We start from the raw sequence: 22,859 nt of genomic DNA, 5'->3' as shown, positions 1-22,859 counted from the left end.
GTGACACGATCACCGCATGTCGGTGGTGTCTTCGGTGCTGGTTCCCTACGCGTCCTACCTCCGGGTGTACGAGCCACTGGCGGCCTTCCCGGAGGGCGAGCGCGCCCACTGGGCCCGCTACGCGGCCCGCGACCGGATGCCCACGGCACAGGACGAACTCAGGCGCTCGCTGGCCGACTTGGTGGCGACCCCGCCCGCCGGTGTGCCGGCGCACGAGAGCGCCGACGCGTTCGTGGCCGAGGTGGACGGCGTGGTGTGCGTGTGTCCGTGGCGGACCCGGCTGCGCGGCTGGCTGGCGCTGGACGGGCTGGCGGAGCTGTTCCCCGGGCCGGTGCTCGACGCGGTGCTGCCGCCGGTGGTGCGGGGCCAGGCGCTGGCCGACCACGAGCGGTGGGCGGAGCGCAATCCGGACGCCCGGCCGTGGATCAGGACGGCGGTGTGGCAGGTTCCGGTGCGCTGGTTCGTGCTCTTCGCGGACGAAGAGCGGGAGCATGTGGTGGCCGGACCGGACGGGGAGCCTCCGGTGTTCCGGTACCGGACGCCGATGGTCGAGGCGCGGCGCCGTCTCGCCAGGTCGCTGCGGACGCTGCGGGAGACGATGGACGAGGGCCCGCTGACGGCGGGGCTCGTGGACATCGGGCGGTGGCTGGAGGAGTTCCACCCGCGCTCGCTCGTGGAGCTGGACTACGGCGGGCTCGTGCACGCGCTGCCGGAGCGGGAGCTCAGCGTCGACCGGAGCGCCGCCGACGTGGCGGAGGGGATCGCCGCGCTGCGGGCGGGGGACGCGGAGCGGGCCGCCGAGGCGTATGCGCGGCTCGCGGAGCGCTGGCGGGCCGTAAGGGACCGTCAGTTCGCCAACTGACCGCCGGGACGCCCTGGACGGACGGCTCGTGAACCGGTGTCGGGTGTGACGCGTGTGAGTGAAGGGGCGGAAGCGTCCGGAGGGGCGGCGGGACCTACGTCCCGAACCGGGCCTTTGCCTCAACCGTGATGGATAGCACTTACGGGGCCCTTGCGCCCTTCCCCACCCCTCGTGCCAAAATAGGACAAGGAGTCCGGCGAGGACTCCATCCGTCCATGTATGGGCGGATCGCTCAGCATTGCACGCTATGGGGGGTCTGATGGCTCCTGATCGCTCTGTGACTGATCGTCACGGTGGTGTGACTGTCCGCTATGGCATGGTCCATCGGCTTTCCGTCGCTGATGAACACCTGGGAGGGCAATTCCATCGGTTTGGCCGACGTGGCTGGACGGATGGTGTAGTTGTAGTGCCGAGGACAAGCCGTTCGTCCTATAACCGACTCGGCCCGCGTCCGCCATTTCGGGCAACGTGGGTCAAGGTGCAGAATTTAGAGGAAAGAACCGAGATGGTTCGGTTCTCCCGAGGAGGCCGCTCATGACCGCTCGCACCCCTGATGCCGAGCCGCTGCTGACCCCGGCTGAGGTTGCCACGATGTTCCGCGTGGACCCGAAGACGGTTACCCGTTGGGCGAAGGCAGGCAAGCTCACGTCCATCCGCACGCTCGGTGGGCATCGCCGGTACCGCGAGGCAGAGGTCCGCGCACTGCTTGCGGGTATTCCGCAGCAGCGCAGCGAGGCCTGACAAACCCCCTGTCACCCCGTCACACCTGGGCTTTTGGGTCCCCCAACCCACTTGCTCACCCATAGCTCCATATGACGGGCGCCCGCCCCAACGGGCGCCATACCTGTGTCACACGGGTCATGTCATCCGATCGCGCTGGACTCCGCCGGGTCCAGCGCGATTTTTTTGCGCCCGGACCGGCTCCGCCTTGCACCCGCTCCCCGTCGGCTTACGGCGCCGTTTGCGCAGCCCGGCCCGGCGGCCGGGCGCCGCGCCGACGGGGTCGCCCGAGGTGTCCGCAGGCGGTGCGGGGGTAATCGGAGGACATCCCTCCGGGAGGTGCAATTGCACATATTAAATTCGCTAGTTGTAGGAAGGGTGTAAAGGCCCCCCTTCTCAAAACTGATTCAGTGACACCCGTCACACCGCACGAGTGTTGCCAACTACGAGCCTGTCACTGTGAGGAAGCCGACGGCGGCGCCGAAAGTCATGTCGTGGGAGGACTTACGTCCCCGCCTCGCGAAGGCCGTACGGGGGCCCACCGGTGCCTCGTGGGCGGCTCGGGTGGTCCGGCGGGCCGGACGGGCGTCCGGGCGGCCTGCGAGGCCGTCACGGGCTCCGCGGTGAGCCTCAGCAGCCGGGTGCCCGCTCGCGCCGGCTCTCGCCCGTGGATGCCCCCATCGCGCCACCTCCCGGTGGATGCGCGCCGCCCCGCTCCGTGAATCCGGGGGCGGCCCCTGGGTTCTGAGTACTCGTCGGCGGACACTGCGGTCAAGACGCGCGAAAGCCCGGATCGATGCGATCCGGGCTTTCGTTCTGCGGTCCTGACGGGATTTGAACCCGCGGCCTCCACCTTGACAGGGTGGCGAGCACTCCTAACTGCTCCACAGGACCAGGTTTCGCTGCCTTCCTCGCGTCCGGCTGCGAGACCAGACTGTACAGGAGTTCAGCGGTTGCGGTCGAACTCACCGCGGGTGGCGGTCCCGTTACGGATGTGCGTTAGGGCGCGGCGGCGTCGATCGCCTTCACGATGCGCTTGTCCGAGACGGGGAACGCGGTGCCGAGGGCGTGCGCGAAGTAGCTCACCCGCAGCTCCTCGATCATCCACCGGATGTCCAGCACCTCCTGCGGGACGGGGCGGCCCTTGGGCAGCTGCTCCAGCAGCCAGGCGTACTCGTCCTGCATCTCGTGGACCTTCTCCATGCGCGTGGTGTCGCGCTGGACGTTGGTCGGCATCTGCTGGAGCCGGCGGTCCTCCGCGACCAGGTAGCGCATCAGGTCGGGCAGCCGGCGCAGTCCGGTCGCGGTGACGAAGCCGGGCGGCATCAGGCGCGCCAGGTGGTCGCGTACGTCCGTGACGTTGTTGATCAGGACCAGGCTGTTGGTGGCCTTCAGCCGGCGCTCGCACGCCTGCCAGGCCGCCAGGATCTGCTGCACCTGGCCGATCGTGCGCACGGTCAGGTCCACCAGGTCCGCGCGCACCTTGTCGTAGAGCGCCCGGAACGACGCCTCGTCCCAGGCCGGGCCGCCGTGCGCCGCGATCAGCCGGTCGGCGGCCGCCGTCGCGCAGTCGTCGAACAGGGCCTGGATCGAGCCGTGCGGATTGCGGGACAGGGCCAGCTTCTGCTGGTTCGTCAGCTTGTCCGAGGCGAACTTCGCCGGGTTCACCGGGATGTTCAGCAGGATCAGCTTCCGGGTGCCCCGCCACATCGCCTGCGCCTGCTCGGCCTCCGTGTCGAAGAGGTGTACGGCGACGGTCTCGCCCTGGTCGACGAGCGCGGGATACGCCTTGACCGGCTGGCCGGCCCGCCGGGTCTCGAAGACCTTGTTCAGCGTGCCGATCGTCCAGTCCTTCAGGCCCGAACGCTCGATGGACTCGCCGGAGGGCCCCGCGGTGGCCGCGGCGGCCTTGGAGAGGGCCTGCCGGGCCTTCGGGCGCAGCCGGAGCTTCAGGGCCTCCAGGTCCTTGTCCTCGGCGACCCTGCGGCGCCGCTCGTCCACGATCCGGAAGGTGATCTTGAGGTGGTCCGGGACCCGGCTCAGGTCGAAGTCGTCCGCGGTGACCGGGACCCCCACCATCCGCTGGAGCTCCCGGGCCAGCGTCACCGGCAGCGGCTCCTGGAGGGGCACGGCCCGGTCCAGGAACTTGTCCGCGTAGTTCGGCGCGGGCACGTAGTGCCGGCGGATCGGCTTCGGCAGCGAGCGGATCAGCTCGGTGACGACCTCCTCGCGCAGGCCCGGGATCTGCCAGTCGAAGCCCTCCGACGTGACCTGGTTCAGCACCTGGAGCGGAATGTGGACGGTCACCCCGTCGGCGTCCGCGCCCGGCTCGAACTGATAGGTCACCCGGAACTTGAGCTTCCCCTGCCGCCAGGAGTCCGGGTAGTCGTCCTTGGTGACGGCCCCGGCCTTCTCGTTGATGAGCATCGAGCGCTCGAAGTCGAGCGCGTCCGGCTCGTCGCGCCGCTTGTGCTTCCACCAGGAGTCGAAGTGGGCGCCGGAGACGATGTGTTCGGGGATGCGCTGGTCGTAGAAGTCGAACAGCGTCTCGTCGTCCACGAGGATGTCGCGGCGCCGGGCGCGGTGCTCCAGCTCCTCGACCTCGCCGAGCAGTTTGCGGTTGTCGTGGAAGAACTGGTGGTGCGTGCGCCAGTCGCCCTCGACCAGGGCGTTGCGGATGAAGAGGTCCCGCGAGGTCTCCTGGTCGATCCGGCCGAAATTGATCTTGCGCTGGGCGACGATCGGCACGCCGTACAGCGTGACCCGCTCGTACGCCATCACCGCGGCCTGGTCCTTCTCCCAGTGCGGCTCGCTGTAGGTGCGCTTCAGCAGATGCTGGGCCAGCGGCTCGATCCACTCCGGCTCGACCTTGGCGTTGACCCGCGCCCAGAGCCGGGACGTCTCCACCAGCTCCGCCGACATCACGAACCGCGGCTGCTTCTTGAACAGCGCGGAACCGGGGAAGATCGCGAACTTGGCGCTGCGAGCGCCCAGGTACTCGTTCTTCTCGGTGTCCTTGAGACCGATGTGCGACAGCAGACCGGCGAGCAGCGAGGTGTGCACCGACTGCTCGGGGGCGTCCTCTTCGTTGAGCTCGATGCCCATCTGCTTGGCGACGGACCGCAGCTGGGCGTAGATGTCCTGCCACTCGCGGATGCGGAGGAAGTTCAGATACTCCTGCTTGCACATCCGGCGGAAGCTGGAGGAGCCGCGCTCCTTCTGCTGCTCGCGGATGTAGCGCCACAGGTTCAGGAAGGCCAGGAAGTCGGAGGTCTCGTCCTTGAACCGGGCGTGCTGCTGGTCGGCCTGCGTCTGCTTGTCGGAGGGCCGCTCGCGCGGGTCCTGGATGGAGAGCGCGGCGGCGATGACCATGACCTCGCGTACGCAGCCGTTGCGGTCGGCCTCCACGACCATACGGGCCAGGCGCGGGTCCACCGGCAGCTGCGAGAGCTTGCGGCCGAGCGGGGTGAGCCGCTTCTTCGGGTCCTTCTCCGCGGGGTCGAGCGCGCCGAGCTCCTGGAGGAGCTGCACGCCGTCGCGGATGTTGCGGTGGTCCGGCGGGTCGATGAAGGGGAACTTCTCGATGTCACCGAGGCCGGCGGCGGTCATCTGGAGGATGACGGAGGCCAGGTTCGTCCGCAGGATCTCCGCGTCGGTGAACTCCGGGCGGGTCAGGAAGTCGTCCTCGGAGTACAGCCGGATGCAGATGCCGTCCGAGGTGCGGCCGCAGCGGCCCTTGCGCTGGTTGGCGCTGGCCTGCGAGATCCGCTCGATCGGCAGCCGCTGCACCTTGGTGCGGTGGCTGTAGCGGGAGATGCGGGCGGTGCCCGGGTCGATCACGTACTTGATGCCCGGGACGGTCAGCGAGGTCTCGGCGACGTTGGTGGCCAGCACGATCCTGCGGCCGGTGTGGCGCTGGAACACCCGGTGCTGCTCGGCGTGCGACAGGCGCGCGTAGAGGGGGAGTACCTCGGTGTTGCGCAGGTTCCGTTTGCCGAGCGCGTCAGCGGTGTCGCGGATCTCGCGCTCGCCGGAGAGGAAGACCAGGACGTCGCCGGGGCCCTCGCCCTGGAGCTCGTCCACGGCGTCGCAGATCGCGGTGATCTGGTCCCGGTCGGCGTCGTCGCCGTCTTCTTCGAGCAACGGTCGGTAGCGCACCTCGACCGGGTACGTACGCCCGCTGACCTCGATGATCGGGGCGTCGCCGAAATGGCGCGAGAAGCGTTCCGGGTCGATGGTCGCGGAGGTGACGACGACCTTCAGATCGGGGCGCCTGGGCAGCAGCCGGGCCAGATAGCCGAGCAGGAAGTCGATGTTCAGGGACCGCTCGTGGGCCTCGTCGATGATGATCGTGTCGTAGGCGAGCAGCTCGCGGTCCGTCTGGATCTCGGCGAGCAGGATGCCGTCCGTCATCAGCTTGACGAAGGTCGCGTCCGGGTTCACCTGGTCGGTGAAGCGGACCTTCCAGCCGACGGTCTCGCCGAGCGGTGTCTTCAACTCGTCGGCGATCCGCTCGGCCACCGTGCGCGCGGCGATCCGGCGCGGCTGGGTGTGCCCGATCATGCCCCGGAGGCCCCGGCCCAGCTCCATGCAGATCTTGGGGATCTGGGTGGTCTTGCCGGAGCCGGTCTCACCGGCGACGATCACGACCTGGTGGTCGCGTATCGCCTCCAGGATCTCGTCCTTCTTCTGGCTGACCGGAAGCTGTTCGGGGTACGAGAGGGCGGGCATCCGGCCGGCCCGCTGTTCGAGCCGCCCGGCTGACTTGTCCGCCTGGGCGGCGATCTCGTCCAGCACGGCCCGCTGGGCCTCGGGCTTGCGGATGCGGCGGGCGCCTTCGAGGCGGCGGCCGAGCCGGTTCGCGTCGCGGAGCGAGAGCTGCGCGAGCCGGGACTGGAGATCGGCGAAGGAAGTAGACATACGGATCCCAGGATCTCACCCGGGCCGGACGAAGGGCGAACCCATTTCGGGCGGCCGTCCGGAACGGCGAAGACCCCGTCCGATGGACGGGGTCTTCGGGAAGTGGCTGGGGCCGGGATCGAACCGGCGACCTATCGCTTTTCAGGCGATCGCTCGTACCAACTGAGCTACCCAGCCACAAGGTTTCACGTGAAACCTCAGCGGTCCTGACGGGATTTGAACCCGCGGCCTCCACCTTGACAGGGTGGCGAGCACTCCTAACTGCTCCACAGGACCAAGCAATGTGCGAGACAAGTCTCGCACACGTTCAAGCGTGCCCCCAACGGGATTCGAACCCGTGCTACCGCCTTGAAAGGGCGGCGTCCTGGGCCACTAGACGATGAGGGCTAAGGGCCCACCTGCGCGCCTTGCAGCGCGTCGGGGACGTGAGAAGCATATGGGATGCCGGGGGCGTTCGCCAAAACGGTTTACGGGGACGGGGTGGGGCCGGTCGGGGACGGGCTCGTGAGGGCGGGCTTCCGCTCCGGCAGATGGCGGCTGACCTCGGCCGTCGTCAGTCCGAGACCGCCCAGGGTGATCTCGTCCCAGGCTTGCAGGCGGCGGGTGGAGCGGTCCAGGTAGAGCACCGACGCGAGCACCTGTTCCGGCTTCTTGTTCTGGACGGCCCGCAGCCCGCCGCCGCCCGTGGAGCCCTCGATCATCAGCCGGGTGCCGCCCTTCAGGACCTCGTTCTGCCGGTGGTGCACATGGCCCGCCAGCGCCAGCGGCACCTCGCCGTCCGTCTCCTTCACCGCCTCCGGCTCATGGGCGACGGCGATGTCGACGGGGGTGCCGGACCGCTGCTGCTCGCGCAGGGCGGCGGCGAGCGTGCGACCGGCCACGCTCTGGACGTCCGCCGCCTGCTCGGGGCCCGTCCGGTCCGGGGTGAACTGCGGGTCCCCGATCCCGGCGACCCGCAGCCCGCCGACGGTCACGGCCCGGCCCTGGTCCAGGACGTGGACGTTCGGGAAGCGCTTCTTGTCGGACAGGTACTTCTGCGTCACCGGGGAGTCGTGGTTCCCGCGCACCCAGACATAGGGGGCGCCGAGGTCGGCGATGGGGTCCAGGAAGCTGTTCTCGACGGCGGTGCCGTGGTCCATCGTGTCGCCGGAGTCGATGATCACGTCGATGTCGTACTGCTCCACGAGCGAGCCGATGATGTGCCACGCGGCCGGGTTCAGATGGACGTCCGAGACGTGCAGGACGCGCAGGGTCGCCGGGTCCGGGCTGTAGACGGGGAGCGTCGAGGTGGCGTCGTACAGCTTGGTGACGTTGGTGACCAGGCGGGCCAGTTCCTGCTGGTAGACGTCGAAGTCGCTGACGATCGAGCGGGCGTCGCCGACGACCGAAGGAGCGCTGGAGAGCAGCCCGGAGAACTTGGGCTCCAGGACCGACTTCGGGTTCCAGGTGGCGTACGCGCCGACGCCGGACGCGGCCAGCAGCGCGAGGGCCAGGCCCCCGGCGGCCAGGGCCCGGCGCGGCCGGCGGTAGACCGCGAGGCCCAGCGCCGTCGCCCCGGTCACCACCGCCACGCAGGAGCGCAGGGCCAGCTCTCGGGTGCCCGACGTGACGTCCGACGTGACCTCGTCCTCCAGCCCGGCCAGCCGTTCGGGGTGCTGGACCAGGGCCTGGGAGCGGACCGGGTCGAGCCGGTCCACGTCCACGTCGAGGCGGACCGGGGCGTGGTGCGAGTCCAGCTCCAGGGCGCCGAGCGGGGAGACGTTGATCTTGGTGCCGCCGCTGAGCGAGGGCCGCAGGGTCATCGTCGTGTCCATCGGCCCCACGGTCGTCCGGACGCTGCCCACCGCGAGCAGCCCGAGCCAGGCGCCGAACAGCACCACGACGACCATGCCGAACGGGCGGGAGGCGGCGAAGGGTCCCTCGGTGGCGCGGCGGGGTATCGGGCGGCGGAAGGGGAGTCGGGCGCGGGCCATTGGGTGCCCCTGCCCCAGTCGCCGTGCGGGTATGCCCGGGTGCGGGGCCTGGGCGGGCCGGGTGGCGGTACGGGACAATGGCCGGGTGCTGGAGATGACGCGGGAAGCGTTCGAGGAACTGGTCGCCGAGGCACTGGACCGGATTCCGCCGGAGCTGACCCGGCTGATGGACAACGTCGCGGTCTTCGTCGAGGACGAGCCGGAGTCCGACGACCCGGAGCTGCTCGGGCTCTACGAGGGCACGCCGCTGACCGAGCGCGGTGAGTGGTACGCGGGCGTGCTGCCGGACCGGATCACGATCTACCGGGGTCCGACGCTGCGGATGTGCGAGACGCGCGAGGACGTGGTGGCCGAGACGGAGATCACCGTCGTCCACGAGATCGCCCACCACTTCGGCATCGACGACGAGAGGCTGCACGCGCTCGGCTACGGGTGAGCCGGGTGCGGGGCGCCCGTGGGAAAGGTGTCGGCCCGGCGGGCGTGTCCCGGGCGGGGTCAAGGGAGTTGGGCACAACGCACCCGGCTCGTTCATGTCAGGCCCCGTCCTTCTCGCGTCCCCGGAGGTGCCCCCGTGCGCCAGTTCCCCGCCCCCGTCCGCTGGGCAGCGGTCACCGCTGTCACGCTCGCCACGTCCACCGGCTGTATGAGCGTCGGCTCCGACGGGGCGGAACCGGCGCCCTCGCGGTCCGCCGCGCCGAAGGGCACCGCGGTCGAGCCGAACGGCTCCACGGTGACGGGGACCGGGCACTCCCGGTACGGCGGCGCCGGTGCGCAGTCGGAGCGCCGGGGTGCCGGGGCGAGCGCATCCGCGTCGCCCTCCGGGAGCGCGCCGGCCGCCGACGGGGCGGGCGGGGCGGAGAAGGGGGCCGGCCGGAACCGACCCGCCCGTCCCTCCGTACCGGCGGGGCCGGCCGAGTCCGCGCCGCCGGAGCCCTCGGCGCCGGCCGACCCCGATCCCGTACCCGGTCCGCAGGACCCGGCGGACACGCCCGCGCCGCCGGACCCGCAGGAGCCCGAGCCGGAGCCCTCGGAGCCCGCGCCTCCGGCGCCCTCGGCGTCTCCGGCCGCTCAGTTCCGTACCGACGCCCTGGGGTGGCCGGACGAGGTGGCGGAGCTGCGTACGCCGGAGGCATCACCCCAGGTGGGACCGGCCTGAGGGGAGGGCGGAAGGGGGCGGCTTGCGCGATGGGGGTGGGAGTGCGTATGGTGGTAGATCGTTTGATCCCATTGCCCGGCGCCGACACAGAAGAGCGCCGTGTGGCGCGTACTCTCCCTTGCCGTGGCTGGACCGCATTGAGGCGGTCGACATTGCGAAATCACGGAGTTATGGGCGCGTGCCGAGACTCCGGAAGGTTTCGCATTTCGCATGTCAATTTCCAGTTCTGACCACACCGTCATGCCCGAGAACGTCGAGAACGACGAGCTCACCGCTGTCGCCGAGGCCGTCGTGGCCGAGACCGCCGAGGCTTCCGAGCCGACCGTCACCTTCGCCGACCTGGGCCTGCCCGAGGGCATCGTCCGCAAGCTCGCGCAGAACGGTGTGACCACGCCCTTCCCGATCCAGGCGGCGACCATCCCGGACGCCCTGGCCGGCAAGGACATCCTCGGCCGTGGCCGTACCGGCTCCGGCAAGACCCTCTCCTTCGGTCTGCCGACCCTCTCCGCCCTGGCGGACGGCCACACCGAGAAGAAGAAGCCCCGCGCGATCATCCTCACCCCGACCCGTGAGCTCGCGATGCAGGTCGCGGACGCGCTTCAGCCGTACGGCGACGTGCTCGGCCTGAAGATGAAGGTCGTCTGCGGCGGTACGTCGATGGGCAACCAGATCTACGCGCTGGAGCGCGGCGTCGACATCCTCGTCGCCACCCCGGGCCGGCTGCGCGACATCATCAACCGCGGCGCGTGCTCGCTGGAGAACGTCCAGGTCGCCGTCCTCGACGAGGCCGACCAGATGTCCGACCTGGGCTTCCTGCCCGAGGTCACCGAGCTGCTGGACCAGATCCCCGAGGGCGGCCAGCGCATGCTCTTCTCCGCCACCATGGAGAACGAGATCGGCACGCTGGTCAAGCGCTACCTGAGCAACCCGGTCACCCACGAGGTCGACTCCGCCCAGGGCAACGTCTCGACGATGTCGCACCACGTCCTCGTCGTGAAGCCGAAGGACAAGGCGCCGGTCACCTCCGCGATCGCCGCCCGCAAGGGCCGCACGATCATCTTCGTCCGCACCCAGCTGGGCGCCGACCGCATCGCCGAGCAGCTCGTCGACGCGGGCGTCAAGGCGGACGCGCTGCACGGCGGCATGACGCAGGGCGCGCGCACCCGGGTCCTGGAGGACTTCAAGAAGGGTTACGTCAACGCGCTCGTCGCGACCGACGTCGCCGCGCGCGGTATCCACGTCGACGGCATCGACCTGGTCCTGAACGTGGACCCGGCCGGTGACCACAAGGACTACCTGCACCGCTCGGGCCGTACCGCCCGGGCCGGCAAGTCCGGTGTGGTCGTCTCGCTGGCCCTGCCGCACCAGCGCCGCCAGATCTTCCGCCTGATGGAGGACGCGGGCGTCGACGCCTCGCGCCACATCGTGCAGGGCGCGGGCGTCTTCGAGCCGGAGGTCGCCGAGATCACCGGCGCCCGTTCGCTCACCGAGGTCCAGGCCGACTCCGCGAACAACGCCGCGAAGCAGGCCGAGCGCGAGGCCGCCGAGCTGACCAAGCAGCTGGAGCGCGCCCAGCGCCGCGCCGTCGAGCTCCGCGAGGAGGCCGACCGCCTGGTGGCGCGTGCCGCCCGTGAGCGCGGCGACGACCCCGAGGCCGCCGTGGCCGAGGTCACCGCCGAGGCCGAGGCCGCCCTCGCGGCTGCCGCCGCCTCCGTGCCGGAGCAGCCGGCCGTGCGCGAGGACCGCCGCGACGAGCGGGGCAACTACGAGCGCCGCGACAACCGCGGTGGCTACCGGGGCAACGACCGCCGCGACGACCGGGGCGACCGGGGCGACCGTCCGTTCCGCCGCGACGACCGCCCGTCGGGCGGCTACCGGGGCAACGACCGTCGCGACGAGCGCCCGTCGTTCAACCGCGACCGCCGGGACGACCGCGGCGGCCGTCCCTTCGAGCGCCGTGACGACCGTCCTTCGTTCAACCGCGACCGTCGTGACGACCGTCCGTCCGGTGGCTTCCGCTCCGGCGGCGACCGCCGGGACGACCGCGGCGGCCGCTCCTTCGAGCGCCGTGACGACCGCGGTGGCTTCCAGCGCCGTGACGACCGCCCCTCGGGTGGCTTCCGCTCCGGCGGCGGCGACCGTCCGTTCAACCGCGACCGCCGTGACGACCGTCCGTCGGGCGGCTTCCGCTCCGGCGGCGACCGCCCGAACGGCCGCCGCGACGACCACCGTTCGACCGGCACCAGCACCGGCTCCTTCGGCCGCCGCGACGACAAGCCGCGCTGGAAGCGCAACGGCTGATCGACCGTAGGTCTCTGACCTGATGAAGCGGGCCCGTCCTTCGAGGACGGGCCCGCTTTCGTTTGTTCGCGGCATTGTTCTTTGAACGAGTTCGAATCTGGCTACCGGTGCATGCGCGGCTGCTGTTAATGTCACCTGAATCGCATGGGGGTTGGGGCCGGGGGGCTTTCACTTCGCACAGACCGCGGCACATGCTGCCGCGTCCTCCTCATGCTCTTGAAGCACCCAGGAGGGGCTCGTCTTGAGACGCCGTACGGCCGTGAGAAGTGCTGTAGCGATGATCGCGGCGCTGGGGATCGGGGCGGCGTTCGTGCCTCCCTCCGCCGGCGCGGAGGCTGCACCGCCCGCCGGGCTCGTCATCCCCGCGGAGCAGAACCAGAACCCCAACGCGGGCCGCCTCGTGGGCGCCGGGGCGACCGGGTATCTGTGGGGGCAGGCAGGAGAGGGCTACAACTGGACCTCGTACGCCGACGGGTCCACGCGAGCTGTCCCGGTGCCGGACAAGCAGCGGGTCGCCGCAGTGGCGGGCACGGACGTCGTGACCTTCACCGGTTTGGTGTCGCCCGTCCAGCGGGACATGCGGACCGGGCAGGAGTGGTCCCTGCCGATCCCCTCGGGGTGGCGCTACGCCGGCACCTACGGCGCCACGGTCGTCACGACCGCCACCACCGAGGGCAAGCCGGGACTGCGTCAGCTGTCCTGGGAGAACGGCCAGGTGGTGGAGACCCCGGTGGCCGGACTGCCGGACGGGGCCAGGTCGCTGTACGTCCAGGAGCACGGCAGCGCGGACGGCGTGTTCGTCGAGGCGACTGTGAACAGCCGACGGGTCGTGTACCGGCTGGACGGGTCGGGACTGCACCCGACGGCCCTCCTCGACAGCTGGGTGGCGCCCGGAGGACAGCGGGTGGTCCAGCGGTTCGGCAACACGGGTACCTACCGCGTGTGGGACCTGACGGACCTCTCGAAGCCCGCCCACGAGATCACCCTCACAGATGGGGGTGACGAGAAACTGCTCGGCGTGGTCGGCGACGAGGTCCTGTACACCCGGCCGTCGGCGACCGGCGGGGATACCGCGACCGACCACACCGTCCTCGCGGTCCCGGTGACCGGTGGCCCGGAGCGCGTGGTCCTCGACCGTGCCGCGGCGATCCCGGTGGTCGAGCCCGACGGAACGATGCTGCTGGGCAGGGCGAGCGGGAGTCAGGACGCGACCAGTTCCGTGTACGCGCTGCGGGCGGGCGCGGAAGGCAGGGTCACCACGGCGAAGGTGGCCGACGTCGCCGCGATCGCCACCGTCGTCGAAGGCATGAGCATGGCTCAGGGGCGCCTGCACACCGTCGACAGGATCCCGTTCGGCCAGGCGCGGCTGCGCCGGACCGACGTCTCGCCGAGCGGCGGTCCGACGGCCGGTCCGCGCGTGGACCGGGGGCTGTTCAACCAGTACGCGGGCTGTGACTGGGACTGGTGCGAGGAGGTCCAGTCCACCGGTGACGGCCGGCTGGCGTACCAGGGCATCAACGGCACGGGGCTGAGCGTCCTCGACGAGTCGGCGTCCCTGCCGGCCCGGAAGGTCAACGACCAGCCCACGTACCAGCAGCCGCACGACACGATGCAGGCTTCCGGCCGCTACACCGTGGCACGGATTCCCGGACCGTCTTCGGAGGACCACAGCCCGCGCCTGCAGGTCATCGATCTGGACAGCGGGAAGCCGGTCTACACGGGCCCCGCCCAGAACGCGTACATGCCGGCGTTCGCGATCGACGGATCCACGCTGTGGGTGGAGGGTGCCTCGCAGGGCGTCGTCCAAGCGCTCGACGTACGCACCGGAGAGAACGTCCGCAGCGTCGACGTCGGCGACTGCGACCTCACGGATCTTCGCGCCAACGGCACCGACCTCTACTGGGAGTGCGCGACCGGCACCTCCGGCGTCTACGGCACCGTCACGAAGAAGTCGGTCCGCCTCCCCGCCCACGGGGACGCGATGCTCGGTGACGGCTACGTCGGATGGGAGAAGGACGGGGTCCTCTCCGTCACCGATGTGCGGGGCACGACGGGCACCCACGTCGTCGGGCGGCCGGCCAATCCCGCGCAGGGCGAGGGCTGGACCGTCGACCGGTTCGGCGGCCCGCTCGCCTTCGCCGACACGGACGGCAGGGTGCATGTGGTCCCGTCCGGTGTGACGGCCTCCGCACTGTCCGTCCGCGACGTCGACGCCGCGGCATCGGTGAACGTCGCGAGCGCTCCCTGGTCACCCCGCTGGTGGCTGTCGAAGCCCGCGTCGTCCTGGCAGCTGACGCTGCGGAACGCCGCGACGGGGACCACGGTCCGCACGCTGGCCGGTGGTGAGGTGCGGGGCCTGGTGAAGGCCGGGTGGGACGGCAAGGACGCGGGTGGCCGGTTCGCGGCCAATGGCGCGTACAGCTGGACGCTGACCGCGAAGCCCGCCGACGGCCGGGGTGCCGCCCTGACCGCTTCCGGGACGGTGAAGGTCTCCGGAGCGGCAGCCGTGGCACGGGACTACGTGGGGAACGACGGGTACGGGGACCTGCTCGCGTTCACCTCGGCGGGGCAGGCCGACTGGCGGGCCGGTACCGGGACCGGGGCCGGGCGGGTCGAGGACAAGGTGTCGGGCACCGGCTGGACGGGCGGCAACACCGTGACCGCCGCCGTGCCGTTCGAGGACATCAGCGGCGACCGGTGCAACGACGTGCTGGTCCGTACGAAGGCGGGCGAGCTGCGCGCGTACAAGCCGGGCTGCGGGGCAGCGCTCAAGCCCACCACGCCGTACACGAAGATCGGCACCGGCTGGAACATGTTCGACGCCCTGACCTCGCCCGGCGACATGTCGGGTGACGGGCGCGCCGACCTGCTCGGCCGGACGCCCGCGGGCGACCTGTACTTCTACCAGGGCAAGGGCAACGGCCTCTTCGAGCCCCGGGTCAAGATCGGCTACGGCTGGCAGGGGTACCTCCTGGCCGGCATGGGCGACCTGGACGGCGACGGCAAGGGCGACCTGGTGGCCCGCGACCGCTCGGGCGACGTGTGGCGCTACCCGGCCACCGGCAAGGGCACACTCGGCACCCGTACCAAGATCGGGTACGGCTGGACCATGTACGACACGATGGTCGGCTCCGGCGACCTGAACGGCGACGGCCGCGCGGACCTGCTGGCCCGCGACACGTCCGGCGTGCTGTGGAGCTACCGCGGCGACGGCAAGGGCGCGCTGGCAGCGCGTACCAAGGTCGGCGGCAGCTGGCAGATGTACAAGAACCTCTTCTGATCAATTGCTCGACATCCGGGCTTCCCGGAAAGGAACTTCTCTTGACCGTGTTCATACGCGGGCGCGTCGCGCTCGTGGGCGCCGTGGCCGGGGCGACCGTCCTCGCCACGGCCGCCGTACCGGCGAGCGCCGCCGACCCCGCCCCGGCCACCGTGGCGACGACCGGGGTCTACGGCCTCGACTTCGCGGGCGGACGGCTGGTGACGGCGGAGCAGAGCCCCTCCGGCGACCGCATGGTGTACGACCGGCAGGTGTCCGCCGACGCCACGACCGTGGGGGCGCGCGAGAGCCGTGTCTTCGCCGGGACGTACGCCAACGGCGCGTACCTCAGGACGGTGCCCTGCGACAACGGCGCATGCGTCTACCTCATGGCCTCGGGCCACGGTGACGTCGGCACGGTGTCCGTCGACGGCGACGACGCCGGCACCGAGTCGGTGAAGTTCTGGGCTCCCGGGAACGCGTACCGCGGCGGTGACGTCAAGTACCCCGCGGGCACCGCCAAGGTCGTGGACATGACCGGGCGCGCCTACGTCGTCAACGGCGGTTCCCCCGCCAAGCAGCGCGCGGCCATGTACCCGGGCTACACCTCGACCGCCGACCCCATCGTCCGCACCCCGAGCGCGGCCTCCGTCTGGGGGACCGCGCTGTGGGCGGCGACCACCGCCACCGGGGCGCTCACCGCGACCGACCTGCAGACGAAGAAGGTCGTGGAGACGGCGGCCACCGGCGCTCCGTGCGTGATCAAGGAGGTGCACGCGGTCGGCCGCTGGGTGTACTGGAACTGCGGGACGACCGGTGCCGCGGGCGTGTACGACCGTACGGCGAAGAAGTCGTTCACCGTGCCGTCCGGGCCCGCCCTCGTCGGCGACGGCTACCTCGTCCGGCACGACCGGAGCGCGGGCGAGCTGCTGCTCACCGACTTCCACACGGGCAAGGCGGCCGCCCCGCGCGCGATTGCGGCGCTCCCCGCAGGGAAGACCGCCGACCAGCGACGGCTGACCTGGGCCGTGGACAAATTCGGCGGCGACATCGCGTATCTCGACGCCGCGCAGACCCTGCACATCGTGAACAGCGGAGTGCCCGCGCAGCCCCTCGCGAAGATCGCCTCCGATGTCGGCGACGCGTACATGGACATCAAGGGTGTGAACGGCCTCGAGGCGTGGAACAGCACCTGGCAGTTCAACAAGCCCGTCACCTGGACGTACACCGTCAAGGACTGGACGGGCCGCACGGTGCGCACCCTCAAGGGGGTGACGGGACCGAGGCGGACGTCAACTGGGACGGCCTGACGGACGCGGGCAAGTACACGGGCAACGGCCGGCACACCTGGACCCTGACGGCGACGCCCGAGGACGGTTCGGCGAAGTACACCACCACCGGGACCATCACGGTCGACGGCGGCACGCCGGGCTTCCACGACCAGGGTCGTTACGGCAACGGAGACCTGGTCACCCTCAACTCCTCCGGCGACCTGACCATCCAGTTCGGCCAGCCCGGTGGCGCCTTCAGCGGCAAGGCGTCCGGTTCCGGCTGGCCGGCCGGCACCCTCGCCGTGCCCGTCGCGGACACCGGCAGCGATCGCTGCTCCGAGCTGTTCGTCCGGATGCCCGGCGGCGAACTGCGCCGGTACGAGGGCAACTGCGGGACCTCCGGCTACAAGCCGACCGGCAAGCACACCGTGATCGGCGGCGGCTGGCAGCAGTACGACGTGCTGACGTCGCCCGGCGACCTGAACGGAGACGGGCGGGCCGACCTCGTGGCCCGTCAGACGTCCACCGGCGACATCTACTTCTACGCGGGCACGGCCGCCGGGAAGTTCCTCCCGAAGACGAGGATCAACACCGACTGGCGGACGTACGCCCAGATCACCGGCGTGGGCGACATCACCGGCGACGGCATCCCCGACCTGCTCGGCCACGACCGCAACGGCGGCCTGTGGCGCTACAACGGCCTCGGCAACGGCCGCTTCGCCGCGCGCGTGAAGGTGTTCACCGACTGGGGCCGCTCGTACAACACGATGGTCGGCGTCGGCGACCTGAACGGCGACGGCCGGAACGACATCGTCGTACGCGACTCGGCGGGCAAGCTGTTCCGGAACAACGGCAACGGCAAGGGCTCATTCGGAGCCCGTACGCAGATCGCCACCGGCTGGCAGACGTACAAGGGGATCTTCTGACCCTCTGAGCCCGCCCCCACCCCGGCGACGGGGCCGCGCCGCCGATACCCGATCGGCTGCGCGGCCGGGGCGGGCTATGCTCGGGGGTGATGTAGCGAGGGCCGTTAGCTCAATTGGTCAGAGCAGCGGACTTTTAATCCGTTGGTTGTGGGTTCGAGTCCCACACGGCCTACGTGTTGCGGGGAAGGGTGTGAACCCTTCGGCCCGTGGGAAGGGCCCCGGCCGGGGTGTTCGGGCCGGGGCCCTTGTCGTGCCCGTTCAGCCGTCGGTGCGTTCGATGTCCCAGACCACGCGCTTCTTGCGCGGGCCGCCGATCAGGCCCCGGGCCTGGGAGGTGAGGGCGGCGCAGGCGTTGAGGGTCCAGTACGCCAGCGGGTAGACCGGCAGCGGCAGGCAGGCCAGGGGGAGTTGGCGGTCCAGGCGCAGGTCGACCAGGGTGCGGAGGTTCTGCGGGACCTGCATGCCGACCAGGGCGTTGGGCGCGAAGCCGGTGAGGTGGCCGGCCTGGAGCAGGCGCCAGGTGAGTTCGATGTCCTCGGTGGCCATCGTGGCGTCGTAGCCGCCCACGGCGAGGACGGCGTCGCGGCGGAACAGCCCCAGCACCCCGGCCACGGTCCCGACCCGACCGGCCAGCGCGTGGGTGCGGCGCATCAGGCCGATCAGGGAGGCGGTCTCCAGCATCTGCATCACGGTGATCAGGCCGCGCCGGTTGGTGACGCGTGGGCTGCCCGCGATCGCGGCGTAGCGCGGGGAACGCAGCATGCGGACGACCAGGTACCGGACGGCGGCCGGGTGCACATGGGTAGGCCGGTACGAGGACGGTCACGGCGGGCCATCCGCCGGGCGGGGCGGAGGGGCGGGCTTCTCCTCCAGCAGCCGGAAGATCACTCCGCCCGCCATCCACGCGGCCCCGGTGACGACCGGGTAGAAGGCGAGGAAGACGAGCAGGAGGTCAATCGGGCGCACGGCGCTCCTCCCCGCGTCTGACGGCGACGGCCCAGGCCGGCGCGAGTGCGAAGAACACGCAGGACGCGCCGGTGACGACGGCCAGGCGCCACAGGATGTAGGTGTGTCCCAGCAGCACGACGCCGATCCACCCCGCGGCGATCCACACCGCCGAGCCCAGCAAGACGGCGGCCGTCGTGCGGGCCCGGGAGGCGGGCCGGGCCGGCCGGAAGGTGACCGGTGGAGGGCTCTGCCGTGATCCCATGACCCGCTCCCTGATCGACTGCGCCGGGTGGTGGAGATACGCCGGTGCCGACCCCCGGAAGGGCCGGCACCGGCGCGGAGGAGCCGTCAGACCAGGAGCTTCGACTTCGCCCGCTGGTACTCCTCCTCGGTGATCGCGCCCTTGTCCTTGAGGTCGGCGAGCTTCGACAGGTCCTCGACATGGCCGCCGCTCTTGTGGCTGCCGCCGCCCTCCGTACCCGCCGCGTCCCTGATGTACGCCTTGAAGGCGGCGTCACGTTCCTTCGCCTCCTGGACGTCACGCTTGCCCATGGACTTGCCGCGAGCGATCACGTAGACCAGCACGCCCACATAGGGCAGCACCAGAGCCAGGATCAGCCAGCCGGCCTTGCCCCAGCCGCTCAGGTCATCGCTGCGGAAGATGTCCATGATGACCCGGAAGAGGAGGAAGAGCCACATGATCCAGAGGAAGAACCAGAGCATCGTCCAGAACAGGTTGAGCAGGGGATAGTCGTCCATCGTCCACTCCCGGAGCCTCGAAATGGCTGAGTCTGAAATCAGTCATATCGCCATATGGGTCCGTGCGCCCGTTGGAGGGAGTGCGCTGTGGAGCGGGGCGGCTATTTCTTCGGCTCGGAAGCGTCGGCGGCGGTGGCCGAGGCCGCGGACGTCTTCCTGCTGTGGGCCATGATGCCGATGAAGCCGGCGAGGAATCCGCTGATCAGGCCCGATATCGCGTGGTTCACCGCGTTGACGGACGCGCTGCCCGGGAGGCCGATCGCCAGGTAGTTCACTGCCGCGCTCATCGCCGCGCCCATCACGCCGCCGATGAGGCCGCTCCTGGCGGCAGCGCGTACGGGTGACGGCGGGGCGGTCGAGGGGCCGGGGGTGCGATCGGAGGCGGCGAGCGGTGCGGCCATGGTCGAGAGCCCTCCAGGGAGGCTGCGATCAGAGACCGGGAGCGGCGCTCCGGCATGCGCGGTCGGGGGCCTGCTCACACGGGCAGCCCACCGAGCCGGGGGGTGCAGCAGATACCTTGCGCCAGAACACATGTTCCCCGCAACACCTTCTCGTTTTCCGCACGTTGGCGTGCGGATCGAGGTCGGCCGTCGCCCGGGCCGTCGCTGCGCCCGGGGCGGGTGGTCATGAGAGCCCCGAATATGACGTAGAGTTGGGTTCACCGACGCGGGGTGGAGCAGCTCGGTAGCTCGCTGGGCTCATAACCCAGAGGTCGCAGGTTCAAATCCTGTCCCCGCTACTGAAGGATCAGGCCCGGTACGCAGACAGCGTGCCGGGCCTGATGCGTTGCCGACGTACACGCGTTCGCCCCATCGGCGGTCGAGGAGTCGCCCGCCGGCCGGGCGGGCGCGAGGCTGGGGGAGATGCGCGGTACCGGCCGCGGCTGCACCGGGCAGGAGACCGCAGGTGGGGAAGTGGACGCGACGGTGGCGAGGGCCCGACGGCGCACGGGGCCGCCGGTTCGTCCGGGTGCTGCCGGTGGCGATGATCGTCGTGGGGGTGGTGTTCGACCTCTTCACGCCGCCCTCCTTCACGGCCGTCCCGATATTCGCTGCCGCCCCGCTGATCGCGGCGCCCTTCTTCGGCCTGGGCACCACGATTCGGATCGGGATCGCCGCGGTGCTCGCCCTCGCGGGCATCCGGCTCTACACCGGCGACCTGGTCGAGGTGGTCTCGTTCATCGAGATGCTCACCGTGCTCACGGTCGCCGTCCAGGCGTGTGTGATCAACCGCGTCGTGCGGCGCGGGAACGAGCAGCTGGCCTCCGCCCGGATCATCGCCGAGACGGCCATGCGGGCCGTGCTGCCCACCCCGCCCGAGCGGATCGGCGGGCTCCAGGTGGCCGCGCGGTACGAGGCGGCGCAGGCCGACGAGTTCGTCGGGGGAGACCTCTTCGCGGCCGCCGACACTCCGTACGGCGTACGGCTGGTGCTGGGCGATGTGCGCGGCAAGGGGCTGGAGGCGGTCGGCGCGGTGGCGGTGGTGATCGGGGCGTTCCGGGAGGCGGCCGAGCAGGAGAAGTCGCTGGAGGGCGTGGCGCAGCGGCTGGAGCGCGCACTGGCGCGTGAGTCGGTGCGGCGGAGCAATCTGGACGCGTTCGAGGGGTTCGTGACCGCCGTGCTCGCGGAGATCCCGCCGGGCGCGGAGCGCGTACGGATGGTGAACCGCGGCCACCCGGACCCGCTGCTGCTGCACGGGGACGGGGCGGTGGAGGCGTTGACGCCCTCGGAGCCCGCGCTTCCGCTGGGCATGGACCTGGGGGTGCGGCCGGACCGCTCGGACGAGTGGGAGCTGCCGGCCGGCGGGACGCTGCTGTTCTACACGGACGGCCTGTCGGAGGCCCGTGACGCCGACGGCGTCTTCTACGACCCCGCGGAGCGGCTGAGCGGGCGGCTCTTCCCGGGCCCGGAGGAGCTGCTGTCCGCGCTGACCGACGACGTCCGGCTGCATACGGGGGGCGAGTCGACGGACGACATGGCGCTGCTCGCGGTGGCCCGGCCGGCGAGGGGGCAGCCCGACCGGCGCAGGACGGTGAAGATCGTCAAGCGGGGTGCCACGCTCAGTGATTGAGGGGCGCCGCTCCGCATAACAGTTGACGCAACGTCAGAAAACGCGTAGTGGCTGAGCGCCGATCAAGTCGCCCGATTCCACCCGTTTGTGTCGCGTAAGTCCAGGCCGGGCGCGTGAACGATCGGGGGAACGGCTTGGAATCGGAGGCGTCTGTCTATTAACGTTCGATAACGCAGCGCGGTTGTCCCAGCCGTCGTCAGGACGGCGCCGCGCGCGTGCGCCGAATTCCGCAAGGGAACCGGGGAACCACCTACATGGGGTGAATCGGGCGTCTTCGTCTTCACAAGAGGCGGAGGAACCCGTAGGAGACCTTCCTGCTCCGAACCCGTCAGCTAACCCGGTAGGCGAGAAGGAAGGAAAGGAGTGCGCCCGCGTGGCGTCCAACAAGCCTGCCCCCGAATCACCTTCCCGGTTCGTGCCCGAGTACGGCGCCGACTTCGCGTCCGGCCCCGGCACCGCCCACCTCCCGGAACAGGGCGGCGACTACGCGACCGATCGGGGCAACGCCTTCGCCACCGGCGCCGGTTTCGGCAGCGGCTTCCGCGCCGACGACGCCGACTCCGAGCGGACCTGGGAGGAATGGAACCCCACCGAGGAGTCTGTCCGCCCCGTCCGCGGCAAGCACCGTGTCGCCAAGCAGCGCAATGGTCTGGCCCGTAGCTCCACCGTCCTCGGCGTCGGTGTCATCGCGGCCGTCGGCGCGGGCGGCATGGCCACCGCGCAGAGCAAACCGCCGGTCTCCATCTCTCTTCCCGATTCCCTCGCGGACAATCTCCCCGACGCCAAGTCCCTCCCCGGCGTGGGTGCGTTGTTCTCCGGCGAGAGCCGGGCCGAAGCCCCCGCCACCGCGACCGCCGCAGCCCCGCTGACCACCGCCGGCATCACCACCGCCGAGGCCGAGCAGGGCACCACGGACGCCGGTGAGGCGCTGCGCGCCCGCATCCTCCAGCAGGCCGAGCAGCAGCAGGGCGCCGCCGACGCCGAGGCGAAGGCGGCCGAGGAGAAGGCCGCTGCCGAGAAGGCGGCCGCCGAGGCGAAGAAGCAGCAGGACGAGGCCGAGGCCAAGGCCGCCGCCGAGAAGAAGAAGGCGGAGGAGGCGGCGAAGAAGAAGGCCGAGGCCCTGCGCCTGGCCAAGCTCGCCGCCGGCTACGCGATCCCCACCTCCTCGTACACGATCACCTCGACGTTCGGCGAGGCCGGCTCGATGTGGTCCTCCGGCTACCACACGGGCCTCGACTTCGCGGCCCCGACCGGCACCCCGATCAAGGCCATCCACACCGGCACCATCAAGTCGGCCGGCTGGTCCGGCGCCTACGGCTACCGCACGGTGCTGGAGCTGGAGGACGGCACCGAGCTGTGGTTCTGCCACCAGTCCTCGATCGGCGTCACGGTCGGCCAGAAGGTCACCACCGGCGACACCATCGGCCGCGTCGGTGCGACCGGCAACGTGACCGGTCCGCACCTCCACCTGGAGGTCCACACCCCGGACGGCACCGGTATCGACCCGATGGACTGGCTGCGCGCCCGCGGCCTGACCGTCTGAGGTCTCCTCCTCCGACGCCGCGGCCCTTCCCCGTACGCGGCCTTACGAACCCCGGCAGCCCTGACGCACACCCCCCGACGTCAGGGCTGCCGGTTCGCGTGCGGCGGCAGCCTGCCGGATGTAGGTGGCACGGAATAGCGGGTGGCCCGGA

General features: G+C 70.8%; 17 protein-coding genes, 6 tRNA genes and 1 riboswitch. Of the genes, 12 read left to right on the top strand and 11 right to left on the bottom strand.

Annotated features, from left to right (window positions below; all coding sequences use genetic code 11):
- The first annotated feature begins 16 nt into the window (after nt 1-16).
- Together NEH16_RS15065 and bldC are read left to right on the top strand one after the other, a co-directional pair.
- On the top strand, nt 17-862 hold the full coding sequence (locus NEH16_RS15065; RefSeq protein WP_073966785.1) for a hypothetical protein: 846 nt from the start codon (nt 17-19) through the stop codon (nt 860-862).
- Between the two features lie 534 nt (nt 863-1,396).
- A complete protein-coding gene (gene bldC / locus NEH16_RS15060; protein ID WP_003949541.1) occupies nt 1,397-1,603 on the top strand; it encodes a developmental transcriptional regulator BldC in 207 nt (68 codons plus the stop codon).
- A 798-nt stretch (nt 1,604-2,401) separates the two neighbouring features.
- On the opposite strand, the gene NEH16_RS15055 is transcribed toward bldC, so the two are convergent.
- The 6 genes from NEH16_RS15055 to NEH16_RS15030 all read right to left on the bottom strand — a co-directional run bounded on the left by NEH16_RS15055 (nt 2,402) and on the right by NEH16_RS15030 (nt 8,475).
- A tRNA-Asp gene (locus NEH16_RS15055) sits at nt 2,402-2,476 on the bottom strand.
- Between the two features lie 105 nt (nt 2,477-2,581).
- Nucleotides 2,582-6,502: an ATP-dependent RNA helicase HrpA gene (gene hrpA / locus NEH16_RS15050; protein ID WP_265542836.1), complete on the bottom strand. Its 3,921-nt coding sequence runs from the start codon at nt 6,500-6,502 to the stop codon at nt 2,582-2,584.
- 103 nt (nt 6,503-6,605) lie between these two features.
- A tRNA-Phe gene (locus NEH16_RS15045) sits at nt 6,606-6,679 on the bottom strand.
- 24 nt (nt 6,680-6,703) lie between these two features.
- A tRNA-Asp gene (locus NEH16_RS15040) sits at nt 6,704-6,778 on the bottom strand.
- Nucleotides 6,779-6,816: 38 nt separating this feature from the next.
- Nucleotides 6,817-6,889: transfer RNA gene (locus NEH16_RS15035), tRNA-Glu, on the bottom strand.
- Nucleotides 6,890-6,969: 80 nt separating this feature from the next.
- Entirely contained in the window at nt 6,970-8,475 is a 1,506-nt protein-coding gene (locus NEH16_RS15030; protein ID WP_265542834.1) for a metallophosphoesterase family protein, read from the bottom strand.
- Between the two features lie 85 nt (nt 8,476-8,560).
- Here NEH16_RS15030 and NEH16_RS15025 point away from each other — a divergent pair, with 85 nt between their 5' ends.
- The 7 genes from NEH16_RS15025 to NEH16_RS14995 all read left to right on the top strand — a co-directional run bounded on the left by NEH16_RS15025 (nt 8,561) and on the right by NEH16_RS14995 (nt 17,560).
- Nucleotides 8,561-8,911: a metallopeptidase family protein gene (locus NEH16_RS15025; RefSeq protein ID WP_018101725.1), complete on the top strand. Its 351-nt coding sequence runs from the start codon at nt 8,561-8,563 to the stop codon at nt 8,909-8,911.
- Nucleotides 8,912-9,046: 135 nt separating this feature from the next.
- Complete coding sequence (locus tag NEH16_RS15020; protein WP_265542832.1) at nt 9,047-9,631, top strand: hypothetical protein; 585 nt, start codon at nt 9,047-9,049, stop codon at nt 9,629-9,631.
- A 240-nt stretch (nt 9,632-9,871) separates the two neighbouring features.
- Nucleotides 9,872-11,932, top strand: coding sequence for a DEAD/DEAH box helicase (locus NEH16_RS15015; protein WP_265542831.1), 2,061 nt, complete (start codon nt 9,872-9,874; stop codon nt 11,930-11,932).
- A gap of 259 nt (nt 11,933-12,191) precedes the next feature.
- Complete coding sequence (locus NEH16_RS15010) at nt 12,192-15,212, top strand: FG-GAP-like repeat-containing protein (RefSeq protein WP_265542829.1); 3,021 nt, start codon at nt 12,192-12,194, stop codon at nt 15,210-15,212.
- Between the two features lie 41 nt (nt 15,213-15,253).
- A complete protein-coding gene (locus NEH16_RS15005) occupies nt 15,254-16,501 on the top strand; it encodes a hypothetical protein (RefSeq protein WP_265542827.1) in 1,248 nt (415 codons plus the stop codon).
- A 314-nt stretch (nt 16,502-16,815) separates the two neighbouring features.
- The gene (locus NEH16_RS15000; RefSeq protein ID WP_265547197.1) at nt 16,816-17,388 is read left to right on the top strand and encodes an FG-GAP repeat domain-containing protein; all 573 of its coding nucleotides are present in this window, start codon (nt 16,816-16,818) and stop codon (nt 17,386-17,388) included.
- A 98-nt stretch (nt 17,389-17,486) separates the two neighbouring features.
- Nucleotides 17,487-17,560: transfer RNA gene (locus tag NEH16_RS14995), tRNA-Lys, on the top strand.
- An 86-nt stretch (nt 17,561-17,646) separates the two neighbouring features.
- Here NEH16_RS14995 and NEH16_RS14990 read toward each other — a convergent pair.
- From NEH16_RS14990 to NEH16_RS14970, 5 genes are all read right to left on the bottom strand, one after another.
- Nucleotides 17,647-18,186, bottom strand: a complete 540-nt coding sequence (locus tag NEH16_RS14990; RefSeq protein WP_265542825.1) for a glycosyltransferase family 2 protein — start codon at nt 18,184-18,186, stop codon at nt 17,647-17,649.
- Between the two features lie 24 nt (nt 18,187-18,210).
- Complete coding sequence (locus tag NEH16_RS14985) at nt 18,211-18,354, bottom strand: hypothetical protein (protein WP_265542822.1); 144 nt, start codon at nt 18,352-18,354, stop codon at nt 18,211-18,213.
- Nucleotides 18,341-18,598, bottom strand: a complete 258-nt coding sequence (locus NEH16_RS14980) for a hypothetical protein (protein ID WP_265542820.1) — start codon at nt 18,596-18,598, stop codon at nt 18,341-18,343. Before NEH16_RS14980 ends, NEH16_RS14985 begins: the two co-directional genes overlap by 14 nt.
- A gap of 86 nt (nt 18,599-18,684) precedes the next feature.
- The gene (locus NEH16_RS14975; protein ID WP_073966814.1) at nt 18,685-19,095 is read right to left on the bottom strand and encodes an SHOCT domain-containing protein; all 411 of its coding nucleotides are present in this window, start codon (nt 19,093-19,095) and stop codon (nt 18,685-18,687) included.
- Nucleotides 19,096-19,196: 101 nt separating this feature from the next.
- Nucleotides 19,197-19,496: a hypothetical protein gene (locus NEH16_RS14970; protein ID WP_265542818.1), complete on the bottom strand. Its 300-nt coding sequence runs from the start codon at nt 19,494-19,496 to the stop codon at nt 19,197-19,199.
- A gap of 264 nt (nt 19,497-19,760) precedes the next feature.
- On the opposite strand from NEH16_RS14970, the gene NEH16_RS14965 reads away from it, so the two are divergent.
- The 3 genes from NEH16_RS14965 (at nt 19,761) to NEH16_RS14955 (ending at nt 22,708) form a co-directional block, all read left to right on the top strand.
- Nucleotides 19,761-19,834: transfer RNA gene (locus NEH16_RS14965), tRNA-Met, on the top strand.
- Nucleotides 19,835-20,001: 167 nt separating this feature from the next.
- Nucleotides 20,002-21,165: a PP2C family protein-serine/threonine phosphatase gene (locus NEH16_RS14960; RefSeq protein ID WP_265542816.1), complete on the top strand. Its 1,164-nt coding sequence runs from the start codon at nt 20,002-20,004 to the stop codon at nt 21,163-21,165.
- Nucleotides 21,166-21,373: 208 nt separating this feature from the next.
- Nucleotides 21,374-21,527: riboswitch (cyclic di-AMP (ydaO/yuaA leader) on the top strand.
- An 11-nt stretch (nt 21,528-21,538) separates the two neighbouring features.
- Entirely contained in the window at nt 21,539-22,708 is a 1,170-nt protein-coding gene (locus NEH16_RS14955) for a M23 family metallopeptidase (RefSeq protein ID WP_265542814.1), read from the top strand.
- The last annotated feature ends 151 nt before the right edge of the window (nt 22,709-22,859 follow it).

It is taken from the genome of Streptomyces drozdowiczii, from assembly GCF_026167665.1.
Lineage (GTDB): Bacteria > Actinomycetota > Actinomycetes > Streptomycetales > Streptomycetaceae > Streptomyces > Streptomyces drozdowiczii_A.
The sequence above is the reverse complement of the archived record's forward strand: the minus strand, read 5'-3'. Positions and strand labels throughout refer to the sequence as shown.